Source organism: Embleya sp. NPDC025285 (assembly GCF_055558835.1).
Map to the genome: position 1 here is coordinate 57947 of NZ_JBVHLU010000004.1, position 14154 is coordinate 72100.

Genomic DNA, 14154 nt, shown 5'->3' on the forward strand with positions numbered 1-14154 from the left:
CTAACGTCCGCCGCCCGTCGGGCCGGAGGCTCTCGCCATGCGCACCTATCGAGAGTTGTTCGAAGCGCCGGAGTACACCCCGCTGTTCGCCGTCTCCTCCGCGCACGTCGCGGCCACGACGGTGAGCGCACTGGCCCTGGGCACGCTCGTCTACGACCGGACCGGCTCGCCGTTGCTGGCCGCGCTGGGGATGTTCGGCGGCTCGCTCGCGCAGGTGATCGGGGCGACGACGCTGATGTCGGCGGCGGACCGGTTGCCGCCGCGGGCCGCGATGACGGTGATCGGACTGATCTTCGCGTCGGGCACCGCCGCACTGGCGATCCCCGAGCTGCCGCTGTGGGCGGTGTTCGTCATCGTGTTGGCCGAGGGCGCGGTGGCCGCGGTGGGCGGCGGCGTGCGCTACGGCCTGCTCAACGAGATCCTGCCCAGGGACGGGTTTCTGCTTGGGCGATCGGTGCTCAACATGAGCAACGGGACGCTTCAGATCGTCGGCTTCTCGCTCGGCGCGGTCCTGGTCGGCGCGCTGACCGCGCGCGGCACGCTCGTGGTGGCCGCCGGGTTGTACCTGCTCGCCGCCGTGGTGGCCCGGTTCGGCCTGGCCCGGCGACCGCCGCGCGCGGCCGGACGGCCGTCGCCGGCCGAGACCTGGCGCAACAACACGCTGCTGTGGTCGGTCAAGCCGCGCCGGTACGTGTATCTCGCCCTGTGGGTGCCCAACGGCCTGATCGTCGGCTGCGAGTCGTTGTTCATCCCGCTCGCGCCCGACCACGCGGGCCTGCTGTTCGCGTTCGCGGCGCTGGGGATGCTCGCCGGGGACGTGCTGGGCGGTCGCTTCGTCCCGGGACCGTGGCGGCGCCGGCTCGGGCCGCCGATGTTGCTGCTGCTGGCCACGCCGTACCTGCTGTTCGCGGCGCACCCGCCGCTTCCGCTCGCGGCGGCCGTGGTCGCGCTCGCGTCGATCGGGTATTCGGCGAGCCTGCTGTTCCAGGAACGCCTGATGGCGATGACGCCGGACGAGTTGAGCGGCCAGGCGTTGGGACTGCACTCGTCGGGAATGGTCGCGATGCAGGGGATCGGCGCCTCGATCGCGGGCGGGATCGCCCAGGTGACGTCGCCGACCACGGCGATCACCGTGCTGGCCGGCGCGTCGATCACGGTCACCCTGACGTTGGCGGCGGGGCTGCGGGCGCACCCCTGGCCGGTGGTCCAGGGGGCGTGAGGGGCGCGGGTGAGGCGGTCGGCGGTCCGGCGCGGGCGCCGGCCGGACGGCCGGGTTTCGCAACCGCGCCATCCGGCCGATGTCGGTCCGGTTCGAGAGTATGTGCGCATGACCGACACCCCGGCGCCGGCCGCCGTTCTCGCCGACTTCGACGCGTATGCCCAGGCCGTCGAGGCCGTGACCGCCGCCGCGCGGGCCTACTACGGCGGCGCCGAGTCCACCGTCGACGACGACACGTACGACAGCCTGCTGCGCGGGATCGGCGTGTACGAGCGCGAGCACCCCGACCGGGTGCTCGCCGAGTCGCCGGTGGGCAAGGTCGCGGCGGGCGCGCTGTCCGGCGGCGACGTGCCGCACACGGTGCCGATGCTCAGCCTGGACAACGTGTTCGATCCCGAGGGCCTGACCGCGTGGGCCGCCTCGCTGGAGCGACGGATCAAGCGGCCGGTCGCGGCGCTGACGGTGGAGCCGAAGATGGACGGCCTCGCGGTCGCGGTGCGCTACCGCGAGGGTCGGCTGGAGCGGCTGGTCACACGCGGCGACGGCGTCGCCGGGGAGGACGTCTCGCACGCGATCGGCACCGTCGTCGGCCTGCCGGATCGGCTGACCGAGCCGGTCTCGATCGAGGTGCGCGGCGAGGTCCTGCTCACCGCGGAGCAGTTCGAGGCGGCCAACGAGATCCGCCGGGAACACGGCGCGACGGTGTTCGCCAACCCGCGCGGCGGCGCGGCCGGCACGCTGCGCGCCAAGGACCGGCCATACGTGATTCCGATGACCTTCTTCGGCTACGTCGCACTGCCGCTCGCCGACGACGAGAGCGCGTTCGCCGAGGAGTTGCGCACCGCCGACCACTCCGCGGTGATGGCCCGGGTCGAGGCGCTCGGCGTGCTCACCACCGGGCGGACCTCAGCGCGGCTGCGGGTGTGCGCGAGCGTCGAGGAGGTGCAGGCCGCCGTCGACGAGATCGCCGGGTCGCGCGCCGACCTGCCGTTCGGCATCGACGGCGTGGTGATCAAGGCCGACAGCGCGCAGGACCAGGCCGACGCGGGCAACGGGTCGCGCGCGCCGCGCTGGGCGATCGCGTACAAACTCGCCGCCGTGCACAAGATCACCCGGCTCGTCGGCGTGGACTGGGCGGTCGGTCGGACCGGGGTGATCGCGCCGCGCGCGATCCTGGACCCGATCGAGATCGACGGCAGCATCGTCGGCTTCGCCACGCTGCACAACCCGGCCGACATCGAACGACGCGGGCTGATGATCGGCGACCAGGTCAGTGTCTACAAGGCGGGCGACATCATCCCCCGGGTGGAGGCCCCGCTGGTGCACGTGCGCACCGGGGACGAGACGCCGATCGAGTTCCCCACCGCCTGCCCGCAGTGCGGCGGCGAGTTGGACACCTCGCAGCAGCGCTGGCGGTGCGCGCAGGGCCGCGCGTGCGGTCTCCAGGCCGGGATCCTGTACGCGGTGGGCCGCGACCAGCTCGACATCGAGGGCATCGGCGGCCGGATCGTCGGGCAACTCGTCGCCTCCGGCGCGGTCGTCGACATGGCCGACCTGTTCACCCTGACCCGCGAACAGTTCCTGGCGCTGGACCGGGTGGACAAGATCGCCGACAAGCTGCTGGCCGGCATCGAGGAGGCTCGGGTCAAGCCGCTCAGCCGGGTGTTGTGCGCGCTGGGCGTGCGGCAGACCGGGCGGTCGATGTCGCGGCGGATCGCTCGGCACTTCGGCACGATGGACGCGATCCGGGCGGCGGACGTGGAGACGATGGCACAGGTCGAGGGGATCGGTCCCGGCAAGGCGGCGGTGATCGTCGCCGAGCTGGCCGAACTGGCCGACGTGATCGACAAGTTGGTCGCCGCCGGGGTGAACATGACCGAGCCCGGTGGGCGACCGGTCGCGGCCGAGAGCTCGACCGAGGCCGAGCAGGGCGGCGCGGTGGGCCCGATCGAGGCGGGCCCGCTCACCGGGAAATCGGTCGTGGTGACCGGTTCGATGACCGGCGCGCTGGCGACGCTGTCCCGGAACGAGATGAACGAACTGATCGAGCGCGCCGGCGGCACCGCGTCCTCCGGCGTGTCCGCCAAGACCTCCCTGGTCGTCGCGGGGGACAAGGCGGGCTCCAAGCGGGCCAAGGCGGAAAAGCTCGGCGTCGAGATCATCACCCCGGAGCAATTCGCCGAACTGGTAGGGGCGTTGCTGCCGACGTGAGCGCCGCGCCCGTGCCCCCGTCGGGGCACGGGCATGGGGACGATCCATAGCAGATCCACATTCGTCCTGCGGTGGAAACGGGCGATATCGCTGTGCCGCGCCCCTGACGCCGGCATCGTCGCGTTCGGGAGCCGGTGGTGGCCGGGAAGGTCCGCGGTACGCGGAAACCCCTTGGCCGCACCACCCTTCGACGACGAATGGAGTCCCCCCATGGTCGAGGCACATCCCCCGCGAATACCGCTGCCGTTCGCCCTCGACCGCAATCCGCACGCGCCCGACGCGGAATGCGGGCTGTTCGACTGGGCCCGACGGCACCACCTGCTCGACGGCCCGGGCATCGAGAAGCGACTGGTCGAAGCACGACTCACCGATCTCGCCGCCTATACCCACCCCGACGCCGCTCCGGAACTGCTGTGCCTGTACGCGCAGTTCATCGCATGGCAGTTCCTCGCCCACGACCGCTACGCCGAACCCGAGGAGCACACCGCGCCCACGGAGGAGCACCTGATCGATCAGATCGAATCGGTGTACCGCACCGGGCGGGCCGAACCCGGCGCCGGCGCGATGGCGCACGCCCTGGCGGACATCCTGGAGCGGGTGTATCCGGCCATGAGCACGAAGTGGCGCGAGCAATTCGTCGTCGAGGGCGTGGAAACGCTGCACCGGGTGGCGCGCCGGTCGGCGAACACGTCCCATCCGGCGACCCGGGAACTCTCCTGCGGCGTGGACGCCTACATCCGGTATCGACGGGTCGCCAGCGGGCAGTTCCCATGCCTGCTGCTCGACGAGTACCTCGCGGGCGGCGAACTCCCGGCGGCGATTCGGGACGGCGCCGCCTACGACGACGTCCGCAACGCCCAAGCGGACGTGGTCTCTTGGACCGGCGACTACTACGCATCCCGGGACGGCGTCGGCACCGACCCGCCCGCCGACCTGGTCGGCGTGCTGGCCTACGTCGAGCACGTCGGCCGCGAGCACGCGGAGGCGGCGGTGGCCGCGCGGATCCAGGATCGGGTGGCCGACTTCATGGCCGCGCGGCGCGCCCTGCAGGGCGGGCGCGGCGCGGCGGCGGCCGACCCGAGGACCGAACTGGTGCTGGGGCGTTGCGTGTCCGCGATGCACCATCGCATGGCCGGCACGGAGGCCTGGGCCTGGGAGAACATCCGGTGCGTCGGCCGCCGCCAGGGCTCCGGGCGCGGCCGGGCGACCGGCGGCGGGCTGCACGTCCCGGAGTACGTCGCAAACCTCCTCGATTCACGCGGTCGCCCCCGGGGCTGGGACGGCGGCGCGGCAGGACACCGGTGGCCCTAGGGCGGTGCCACCGGAACGGCGCGGCGAGGGGCGCGGGCTGTACGGCGCGGTGGTCGGCGTTCCGGCGGTCCTGGGCCTTTTGCCGGCTCGGTGGATGAGCGAACACCTGGGGATCACCGCGGTGTTCGCGCTCTCGACGGCGTGCGCGCTCGGCGCGTTCGGCACCGCGATCGTGCTGCCGAACGAACCGACCGGCGGCCTCGACGAACCGGGGCGGCGTGTTGGCCGGCCTGGGTACCGGTGTGCTCGCCCGGCCGGCGGTGGTCTTCGCTGCCTGCACGTTCGTGGCGGGCGTGATCCGCACGTTCCTGCCGCCGGCGGTGTCCTCGGATCGGCTTTCCTTGGTTCACGCTCGCGCTGTCGACGCAATCCGGGACCACACCGGCGGCCCGTTGGTGAGCCGGGTGGTTCGGTGATCGGCACCGGCACGCCCGGTTGTTCGCGCCGTCGATCGCGGCGACCGCGCTGGGTAGCGGGCTGTTGGCCCGCCCGGACGAGCCGGTCACCGTGCTGATCGGCGCGGCGTTTTTCGGGACCGGTTTCGGCACCGCCCGGAACGTGACCCAGTCGCTGATGTTCGAGCGGGTCGCACCACACGAGTTCGGCCGGGTCAGCGCGCTGTGGAATCTCGCGTTCGACGCGGGCATGGGCATCGGCGCGGTCGGGTTCGGTGCGCTGATCGGCGGTGCGGGCTACCCGGCGGGCTTTCCGGGCACCGCCGCGCTCGTCCTGGCCGGCCTCTGATCCTGGTCGCCGTGGACCGGCGCGCTGCGGGTGCGGACACGCGACCCTCGCGTACGGCGCGCCCTCCGGCGTGAACCGCGGGAACGGGCGCGGGTGACGCGACCCCGGCGTGCGGCGGGGTTCGCGTCCGGTAGTGTGGCCGCCGCGCCCAACCGTGGGCAAACCGGATCCGAGTTTCGAGGAGGTGGCACCGATTACCGCTGTATCAGGTCGGGTGCTCTCCTTCCACGACCGTGCGGTCCACCTGGCATAGGTGAGTCCTCGAGAGCACCCTTCGGCATCCCGAAAGGCTCTCATGTCGGTTTCCGCGTCACCGTGGCCCACATCCGTGATCGTCACCAGACTTCGTACCGCCGGTTGCGTATTCGCCGAGGACGAGGCCGAACTGTTGGTCGCCGCGGCGGCCTCGCCGGCCGAACTGGCGGTCATGGTGGATCGCCGCGTCGCCGGCCTTCCGCTCGAACACGTACTCGGCTGGGCCCAGTTCCGGGGTCTGCGGATCGTCGTCGACCCCGGGGTCTTCGTCCCGCGCAGGCGTACCGAGTTCCTGGTGGACCAGGCCGTCACGCTGGCCCGTCCCGGCGCCGTGGTGGTCGACCTGTGCTGTGGCTCGGGCGCGCTGGGCGCGGCCCTGGTGGCGGCGGTGGACAAAGTCGAGGTGTACGCCGCCGACATCGACCCGGCGGCGGTGCGGTGTGCTCGGCGCAACATCGCCGCCGACCGGGTCTTCGAGGGCGACCTCTTCGCACCGCTGCCGGCGACGCTGCGCGGGCGGATCGACGTCCTGGTCGCGAACACGCCCTACGTACCGACCGATGAGTTGCAACTGCTGCCCTCGGAGGCCCGGATCCACGAGCCCCGGGTGGCGCTGGACGGCGGCACGGACGGCCTGGACGTGCAGCGCCGGGTCACCGCGGCGGCCCCGGACTGGCTCGCCCCGGGCGGCCGGTTGCTGGTCGAGACGAGCGAACGGCAGGCCCCGCAGGCCGTCGAGGTCTTCCGTCGCGCGGGCCTGATCCCGCGGGTCGTGGAGTCCGAGGAGTGGTACGCCACGGTCGTGATCGGCACCCGGCCCACCGGCCGGAACGAGGTCTAGGCGAGGACGGGCGGAGCGGCGGGCCGCCTAACGGCCGGCTCCGCCTTCTCCCGCACACGCGGTCCCGTCGAGTCCATCGAGTGGACAGTCCATCCCGGTATCGATCTCCTCCGTCTTCGTCCCGTCCGCGTCCTCGTCGTCGGCGCCCGCGCCCGCGGCCGCGGCCCGCACGCTCGCGCAGACCACGCCCAGGCCGTCCTGGATGGCCCGGCCGATCTCGGCCAGCGCGGCCACCTGGGTCGGCGTCAGCACGTCGAACAGGTGTTGTCGCACCGTCGCGGCATGGGTCGGCTCGGCGGCGCCGAGGGCGGTCAGGCCCGCGTCGGTCAGGCGCGCGACCCAGCCGCGCCGATCCCCCTCGACCGGGCGGCGGGAGACCCATCCCGACTTCTCCAGGGCGGTCACCGCGTGCGAGACCCGGCTGGTCGACGACAACGACGCCGCGGCCAACTCGCTCATCCGCAGGCTCCGATTCGGCGACTCCGCGAGCAGGCCCAGGATCTCGAAATACGTCATCGGCATGCCTGCCTCGCGGCGCATCCGCCGGTCCAGATGGGCCGCGAGTTCCCTGGTCCCGGTGAAGTACGAGCGCCAGATCTCGTGCTCCGAGGCGGTCAGCCGATCGTCGTCGTTCATGGAAACAGCATAGATCTTGTTGAAGACTCAACTTGTGGGTGTTATGTTTCTGAGCGTTCAACTAAACCGCCGCGGCCTGTGGCGGCCGATCGACGCATCCCGTCGCAGTGCACCATAAGGAGCTCCCATGACCACCTCCGTCGAGACCGTTCCCGGCTACATCGCGGGCACCTGGGCCATCGACCCGGTCCACTCGGACGTCTCGTTCTCCGTACGCCACCTGGGCGTGGCCAAGGTGCGCGGGCGCTTCGACACCTTCGAGGGCTCGATCGTCACCGCCGAGAACCCGCTCGAGTCGTCGGTCACCGCCACCATCGAGACCGCCTCGGTCAACAGCAACAACAAGATGCGGGACGACCACATCCGCAACGAGGACTTCCTCAACACCGACGAGTTCCCGAGCCTGACCTTCGTGTCCACCGGTATCCGCGCCGAGTCCTCCGTGGTCTACCAGGTCGACGGCGACCTCACGCTGCGCGGCGTGACCAAGCAGGTCACCCTCGAACTCGAGGTCAACGGCTTCGGTACCGGCTTCGACGGCAGCCCGGTCGCGGGCTTCACCGCCACCACCGAGATCAGCCGCGGCGACTTCGGCGTCACCGGCGGCCCCGCGGGCGCGGCCGTGGGCGACAAGATCACCATCGTCCTGGAGATCGAGGCCAAGCAGGCGTGACACCCGCGCGCCGACCGGCCGCCACCCCGGACGTGTCCCGCGCCGCGGCGAGATCCGGTTCCGGTCCGCCGACCTCCGACCCGGTCGGACGTCGGCGGACCGTTGCACCCGACGGTACGTACGACGTCGGCACCACGCGACGCCTCGGTGACTCGGCGGATGTGCCGGACCCGGCGGGCCCGCGTACGCCGGGCAACCCCGCCCGGTAACCCCTCCCTCGGCGGCCCCCCTCGGTGGCTTCGCGCCGCGCCCGCTCGGCGACCCCGCTCGGCGCTCAGCCGCGACCGGCGCCGACCGGCCGCCCGATCCGGGCGCAGCCCACCGCGGCCACCAGGCACAGCACCGACAGGGCTCCCAGCAACAGCGGAATGGAGCCCGCCGAGGACGTGACCTCGAAGACCCCGCCGAGCAGCGGCGGGAAGGCGATGCCGCCGATCATCGAGGCCGCGATCATCCATGCGGCGGCGCTCGCCGAGCCCGGAACCCGGGCGGCGAGCCAGGCCAGGCCGGTCGGGAAGATCGGGGCGATGGCGAGTCCGACACCCAGATAGGCGTACGGCGCCAACACCGGGACGGCCGCGAGGAAGAGGAAGCCGGTCATCGCGGCGCACCCGGCCAACACGACGGCCTGCGGACTCAACCGCAGACTGATCGGCGCGACCAGGAACCGGCCGACGGTCATCGCGAGCCAGAACCCGGCGGTCGCACCGGCCGCGGTCGAGGTGGAATGGCCCAGCGCCTCCAGATGGGTGGGCTCCCAACCGCCGACGCCGGTCTCGATCCCGACGTGCAGGATGTACACACCGACGAAGGCCGCGACGAGCAGCGCCGTCGTACCCGGCGCGAGTCCGGAGCGCGGGACGCTGCTCCCGGTGCCGACCGGGGTGTCGCGCACCGCGAGCAGCGGTGGCACGAGCAGCACGCACACCACGCCGCAGCCGACGAACACCGCCGGATAGCGGCCGGCGCCGAGTGCGCCGAGCAGGACCGGTCCGGCGATCGCGCCGAGGCCGAAGTGCGCGTTGAGGATGTTGAGCATGGCCGGTCCGCGGCGACCGAATCCGGCCGCGACCATGACGTTGAGCCCGTAGTCGATGCCACCGAACCCGAGCCCCAGCACGAACACCGCGGCCAGGGCGAGCGGCCAACTCCCGGCGAGGCCGAAGCCGACCGCGCCCGCCGCCATCGACAGGCAGGACACGGCGAGGAGTTGGCGATCCGGACGGCGGCGGCGCAACGCCGCGCCGCCGAGTACGCCCAGCAGCGCGCCGGCGAAGTGCGCGCTGAGCGCGAGGCCGGCTCCGGCGGGGCCGAGGTCGAACTCGTCGCGCAGCGCCGGGATGGCCGGTCCGTACAGCGCCTGGAGCGCGCCGATCAGCACGAAGGCCACACAGGCCGCGATCGCCGCGCCGGGTGGGAACGCCGGGGCGTCGTCGGGTGGACCGACGGCCGGCGCGGGTGCCGCCGGGCCCGGCGCCGGGGCGTCCTCGGCGCGCACGGGCCCGATCGTGGCCGCGCCCGGGGGCTCCTGTCGTCCGGGTCTGTCGCCGGGCCCGCCGTCGCGCCCGGCGTTCACCGGATCGATCCCGCGAATCGGGTTCCGGCGAGCGCGGCACGGAGCGTGGGAGTGTCGGTGAACAGCACCGATTCGATTCCCAACTTCCGGGCCGCTTCCAGGTTTTCCGCGCGGTCGTCGACGAAGAGAAGTTGGCCGGGGTGCGCGTCCAGCCGCTCGCACAGGTGCCGGTAGATGCGCGGGTCGGGCTTGGCCAGGCCCAGGTCTGCGCTGAACACCCGGTGCCGGAACAGCGCCGCCCAGGGCTGCTCTTCGATCCGCCGGGCCATCTCGGCCGGGGCGTTGGAGAGCAGCGCCAGGGCGATGCCCCGGTTGGTAGGTTCGCCCAACTCGGCCAGCAGGTCCAGGGTTTCCTGATTCAGGTGCATCCACGCGTCGAGGTCCGCGGCCACCAGGAGGTCCACCAGTTCCGGATCCGGAGCGGGCCGCTCCAGGCCCGCGCACACCCCGCGCCAGAACCCGGCGGCGTCGATGACGCCGGCGTCGTAGGCCGCCCGGTCCGGCCAGTAGGCGGGCCACAACCGCCCCTGGGTGACCCCGAGCGCTCCGGCCATCGCCTCCCCCGCGTGGTCCGGCGGCGGCGTACAGATGACCCCGCCGAAGTCGAAGACGATCCACTCCGTGCGCATGAGAGCTCCTCGATCGAGTCGTCGATTGACTTTCGAACATACAACACGTTTGATTGAACACATGGAAGGTGCGGAGCGGCAACTTTCGCTCATCGAGAGAATGCGTACGACGGAACGTGTCACCGTGGCCGAGCTGGCCGAGGAGACCGGTTGCTCGGAGATGACCATCCGGCGCGACCTCGACCAGCTCGCCGAACAGGGGGTCCTGCGGCGGGTCCGGGGCGGCGCGGTCAGCCTCGTGCTGCGCGGCGAGGTGCTGCCCTTCGGTGTGCGCGAGCACGAGGCGCCGGAGAGCAAACGTCGGATCGCCGCCGAGTTCGATTCCCTGGTCACCGACGGCGAATCGCTGATCCTGGACGGCGGCACCACGAGCCTGGCCATCGCGCGCGTGCTGGCCCGACGCCGGGTCACCGTGGTCCCGCTCGACCTGCACTCTGCCCACCTGCTCGGGAACGCGCCCGACGTGCGCCTGCTGGTCCCGGGCGGCCAGACCACGCCGGGCGCCCTGACGCTCGGCGGCCACCTCACCGAGACCTCGCTGCGCACACTGCGGGTGGACACCGCCGTGCTGGGCGTCTGCGGGCTGTCCGTCACTCACGGGCTGACCGCCAACGACCTCACCGAGGTGCCGGTCAAGCAGGCCGCCATCGCCTCGGCGCAGCGCGTCGTCGCGGTCTGCGCCGGAAGCAAGTTCGGTCGCACCGGCCTGGGTCACGTGTGCCCGGCCACCGACCTCGACATCGTGATCACCGACGCGAGCGCGCCGGCCGACGCGGTGTCGGGGCTGCGCGAGCTGGGCGTGGACGTACGGGTGGTGTGACGGTCCCAGGGGCCGTTCCGGGGCTCCGACCAGGGTGGTTGACTTCAAGTTTGCTTGAAGTTCCATACTCCTTCCCGAAGGGCACGCCGCCCTTGCGACACCAGCCACTTGGGAGAGTTCACATGAGCACCGAATCGTCCGACCTCGTCGCCATCCGTCGTCTCGTCGCGGACGCAGTGCAGCTTCAGAACGACATCGAGGGGCTCATGGCGCTGCACACCGCCGAGGTGAACATCGTCAATTTCGGCGGGCGCCGCGTGTCCGGCCGGGACGCGCTGACCGCGGCGATGCGGCAGGCGTTGGCCTCGCCCCTGGCGGATGTGACCACCACCGCCGAGATCCAGGACGTGCACTTCGTCCGCGCGGACGTGGCGATCGTGGCCTGCCTCAAGCAGGTCTTCGACGGACGGCCGAACGTCGGCGCGGAGGATTCGGCCACGCCCGCCCTGCCCGCGACCTCCGGCCAACTCACCTACGTGCTGGTCAAGGAGGACGACGACTGGCGGATCGCCTCGGCCCAGACCACCCCGATCCTGGGCTGATCCCGACGGCGCGGGCCCTGCCGACTCGTGCGCGACTCGGCGGGGCCCACCCGCGCCTCGGCCACGTCGGCCGAAACCGGTTGGTGCCCGGGAGGCCGACTTCCTACCATGCGATGCAGGCGAAGGGGCCCGGCCGCCTGCCGGCGGCCCGCTTCCGAAGGGGACGGAGAGCACACGGGTGGCACCGACCGATGACGTCGTTCGCGTCGTTCGCGACACACTCGACACGAACGACGTCATCGGCATGTACCTGCACGGTTCCGCCGTGCTCGGCGGCCTGCGCCCGCACAGTGATGTGGACGTGCTGGTCGTCGTGCGACACGGCACCACGACGACACAGCGTCGGGCACTGGTCGAGGCGACCTTGGAGATCTCCGGCGAGCGCGCCCGATCCGGGCCCGCGCGGCCGGTGGAGTTGACCGTCGTCGTGCAATCCGAGGTCAGGCCGTGGCGCTACCCGCCGCGCTGCGAATTCCAGTACGGCGAGTGGCTGCGCGAGGAGTACGAGCGTGGCGAGACACCGGCGCCGACACCGAGCCCGGATCTCGCGCCGCTGATCACGATGGCGCTGCTGGGCCGGGCGCCGCTGCTCGGGCCGCCACCGGACGAGGTGCTCGACCCGGTCCCGCGCGCCGACCTGAATCGGGCGATCGTGGCGGGTGTACCGGAGTTGCTTCGGGAGTGGGCGACCGACACCCGCAACGTACTGCTGACCCTGGCCCGGATCCGAGCGACGCTCGCGACCGGGGTGATCACCTCGAAGGACGTCGCCGCCGACTGGGTGCTCGCACGCCTCCCGGCCGAGTACCGACCCGTGCTCGCCCGGGCACGGGCCGGCTATCTCGGCGCCGAGCGCGAGGATTGGCAGGACCTGCTGCCTCGGGTGCGGGCGCTGACCGAGTACATGGCTGCCGCGATCGAGCGCTCGGCGGGCGAACCGGGGTACACCGGCGCGCAGTAGGCTCGGGCCATCCCGCTCGAACGGGTGGGGGGCACGGCGGCCACGAAGGGCGGAACACGTGTCGAAGGCGAGCTTCTCCGGCGTCCACCATGTCGCACTGAACGTACGCGACCTGGACGCGTCGGTCCGGTGGTATTCCGAGGTCCTGGACTTCGCACCGCTGATCCCGTGGGACACCGACGACTTCGAGCGGCGGATCATGCGTCACCCGAGCGGCGTCGTCGTCGCCTTGACCCGGCACCGGCACCCGGAGGCGGGCGCCGAGTTCGAGGAGCACGTGACCGGACTCGACCACCTGGCCCTGACGGTGGACTCCCGGGCGGAACTGGACGCGTGGGAGGCCCGGTTGACCGAAGCCGGTGTCATCCACTCCGGGGTCCGGGTCACCCCGAGGACCGGGTTCACCCTGATCGCGTTCCGGGACCCCGACAGCATCCAACTGGAGCTGTACCTCGCATAGTGCCGGACGGTCGCCGCACGCGATCGCCCCCGGCCCCGTGCCGGCCGGCAACTCCCCCCACATACCCGGAAGTTGTTCCGAAAGGATCTTGACGGCACTTCGGTCGACCTGAAGCATGAGCGTTCGTACATGATCGACGAACGGGGGAAGCATGTCGAAGTTGACACGTCGCGTGGCGGGTCTGGCGCTCGCCGCGACGGCGTCGGTGGGAATGGTTACGGCGGCGGCCGGTTCGGCGCAGGCCGCGGGCGGCAGTTACATCGCCACGTACCGGTATCTGTCCGAGTGCCAGAACACGGGCGCGATGTACGTGCACTATGCCGGCGCAAGCACCTACCACTGCACCGGCAACGGCGCGGTCGGGTTCTCGCTGTATGTGGAGTACTGGGCCTGACCCGGCCAGGTACCGCCTCTCGACGAGGGGCGGTATCTCGGCGGTTGGGCCCCCGGCGGGGACGGGGTGCGGCCGTCAGCCGGCCGTGGCGGCCAGGCGGCCGGGGGCGGCGGATCGGCGGCGGCACAGGTACGCGATGGTCACCGCGGCGAGTAGCGGGCCCCACAGCACGAGTGGCGCGTAGGACATGTAGTAGTAGGCGGATTCCCAACCGCCGGCCCGCGACGGGAAGTCGTCCGGAAGCGGATCGCCGTTCAGCTTGGTCCGCGTCACCTCCGTGACGACTCCGATCGCCGTCCACATCAGGGTGAGGACGGTCGCCCCGATCGCTGCGGGCACCGCGGCCGCGGCCGTCGGCACCCGGCGTCCGCGCAGGACCGGAACCCAGCGTGGGAACACCTCGCCCCAGCGGGCGATCAGGCCGATCGCCGTGAACGCGAGGAGTTCGGACAGGACGGACAGCAGCACGACGTAGCCGTCCATGGCCCAGTCCGGCAACATCCCCCCGCGCTTGTCGTCACCGAAGATCACCCCGAGGCGCCAGATGCTCGACGGCAGGACGACCAGGGGCACGGCGTACGCGGCCCGACGCGCCCACGTCGGCACCCCCGGGACGGGCTCGTGGGCGGCCCGCCAGGCGCGCCGCAGCCGACCGGCGGACGTTCGTGCGGCCTTCGAATCCGAGTGCGCGACCTGCGATTGCGCCTGGTGCATCGGTGTTCCTCCCGTTGACGGACCGATCGGTCCCTGCGCTACGAACCTCCCAGAGGTCGGCGTGGGCGCGGATCGCTCGACGGTCGGAACCGGGCTACGCGCCAGGGCTGATCGGTCCCCCCTCGCGGGTACGCCGCCGGTCGCCCGGGCAGGGCGTCCCGGGTCCGA

General features: G+C 72.1%; 15 protein-coding genes. 11 read left to right on the forward strand and 4 right to left on the reverse strand.

Annotation, left to right across the window (positions count from 1 at the left end):
* The first annotated feature begins 37 nt into the window (after positions 1-37).
* The 5 genes from ACZ4FV_RS04075 (at position 38) to ACZ4FV_RS04095 (ending at position 6581) form a co-directional block, all read left to right on the forward strand.
* Positions 38-1219: an MFS transporter gene (locus ACZ4FV_RS04075; protein WP_395858961.1), complete on the forward strand. Its 1182-nt coding sequence runs from the start codon at positions 38-40 to the stop codon at positions 1217-1219.
* A 108-nt stretch (positions 1220-1327) separates the two neighbouring features.
* Positions 1328-3430, forward strand: a complete 2103-nt coding sequence (ligA, locus tag ACZ4FV_RS04080) for an NAD-dependent DNA ligase LigA (RefSeq protein ID WP_465321786.1) — start codon at positions 1328-1330, stop codon at positions 3428-3430.
* 210 nt (positions 3431-3640) lie between these two features.
* The gene (locus ACZ4FV_RS04085) at positions 3641-4741 is read left to right on the forward strand and encodes a terpene synthase family protein (RefSeq protein WP_465321787.1); all 1101 of its coding nucleotides are present in this window, start codon (positions 3641-3643) and stop codon (positions 4739-4741) included.
* Between the two features lie 435 nt (positions 4742-5176).
* Complete coding sequence (locus ACZ4FV_RS04090) at positions 5177-5485, forward strand: MFS transporter (protein ID WP_402231351.1); 309 nt, start codon at positions 5177-5179, stop codon at positions 5483-5485.
* A gap of 295 nt (positions 5486-5780) precedes the next feature.
* A complete protein-coding gene (locus ACZ4FV_RS04095) occupies positions 5781-6581 on the forward strand; it encodes a putative protein N(5)-glutamine methyltransferase (protein ID WP_465321789.1) in 801 nt (266 codons plus the stop codon).
* 27 nt (positions 6582-6608) lie between these two features.
* Here ACZ4FV_RS04095 and ACZ4FV_RS04100 read toward each other — a convergent pair whose 3' ends face one another.
* The gene (locus ACZ4FV_RS04100) at positions 6609-7217 is read right to left on the reverse strand and encodes a MarR family winged helix-turn-helix transcriptional regulator (protein ID WP_402231354.1); all 609 of its coding nucleotides are present in this window, start codon (positions 7215-7217) and stop codon (positions 6609-6611) included.
* Positions 7218-7344: 127 nt separating this feature from the next.
* Between ACZ4FV_RS04100 and ACZ4FV_RS04105 the strand changes: the two genes are divergently transcribed.
* Complete coding sequence (locus ACZ4FV_RS04105) at positions 7345-7890, forward strand: YceI family protein (protein ID WP_395858967.1); 546 nt, start codon at positions 7345-7347, stop codon at positions 7888-7890.
* 274 nt (positions 7891-8164) lie between these two features.
* On the opposite strand, the gene ACZ4FV_RS04110 is transcribed toward ACZ4FV_RS04105, so the two are convergent.
* Both ACZ4FV_RS04110 and ACZ4FV_RS04115 read right to left on the reverse strand, forming a co-directional pair.
* Positions 8165-9388, reverse strand: a complete 1224-nt coding sequence (locus ACZ4FV_RS04110) for an MFS transporter (RefSeq protein ID WP_402231356.1) — start codon at positions 9386-9388, stop codon at positions 8165-8167.
* A 74-nt stretch (positions 9389-9462) separates the two neighbouring features.
* Positions 9463-10095, reverse strand: coding sequence for an HAD family hydrolase (locus ACZ4FV_RS04115; protein ID WP_402231358.1), 633 nt, complete (start codon positions 10093-10095; stop codon positions 9463-9465).
* Positions 10096-10156: 61 nt separating this feature from the next.
* Between ACZ4FV_RS04115 and ACZ4FV_RS04120 the strand changes: the two genes are divergently transcribed.
* From ACZ4FV_RS04120 to ACZ4FV_RS04140, 5 genes are all read left to right on the forward strand, one after another.
* A complete protein-coding gene (locus ACZ4FV_RS04120; RefSeq protein WP_395858970.1) occupies positions 10157-10915 on the forward strand; it encodes a DeoR/GlpR family DNA-binding transcription regulator in 759 nt (252 codons plus the stop codon).
* 122 nt (positions 10916-11037) lie between these two features.
* Positions 11038-11457 carry a YybH family protein gene (locus ACZ4FV_RS04125; protein ID WP_395858971.1) on the forward strand — a complete coding sequence of 140 codons (420 nt, stop codon included), beginning with the start codon at positions 11038-11040 and terminating at the stop codon, positions 11455-11457.
* A 178-nt stretch (positions 11458-11635) separates the two neighbouring features.
* Entirely contained in the window at positions 11636-12418 is a 783-nt protein-coding gene (locus ACZ4FV_RS04130; RefSeq protein WP_395858972.1) for an aminoglycoside adenylyltransferase family protein, read from the forward strand.
* 58 nt (positions 12419-12476) lie between these two features.
* The gene (locus ACZ4FV_RS04135; protein WP_331771055.1) at positions 12477-12878 is read left to right on the forward strand and encodes a VOC family protein; all 402 of its coding nucleotides are present in this window, start codon (positions 12477-12479) and stop codon (positions 12876-12878) included.
* 151 nt (positions 12879-13029) lie between these two features.
* Positions 13030-13272 (forward strand): hypothetical protein, encoded by a 243-nt coding sequence (locus tag ACZ4FV_RS04140; protein WP_402231362.1) that lies wholly within the window; start codon positions 13030-13032, stop codon positions 13270-13272.
* 75 nt (positions 13273-13347) lie between these two features.
* Here ACZ4FV_RS04140 and ACZ4FV_RS04145 read toward each other — a convergent pair whose 3' ends face one another.
* Positions 13348-13986 (reverse strand): hypothetical protein, encoded by a 639-nt coding sequence (locus ACZ4FV_RS04145; RefSeq protein WP_395858974.1) that lies wholly within the window; start codon positions 13984-13986, stop codon positions 13348-13350.
* Between the last annotated feature and the right edge of the window lie 168 nt (positions 13987-14154).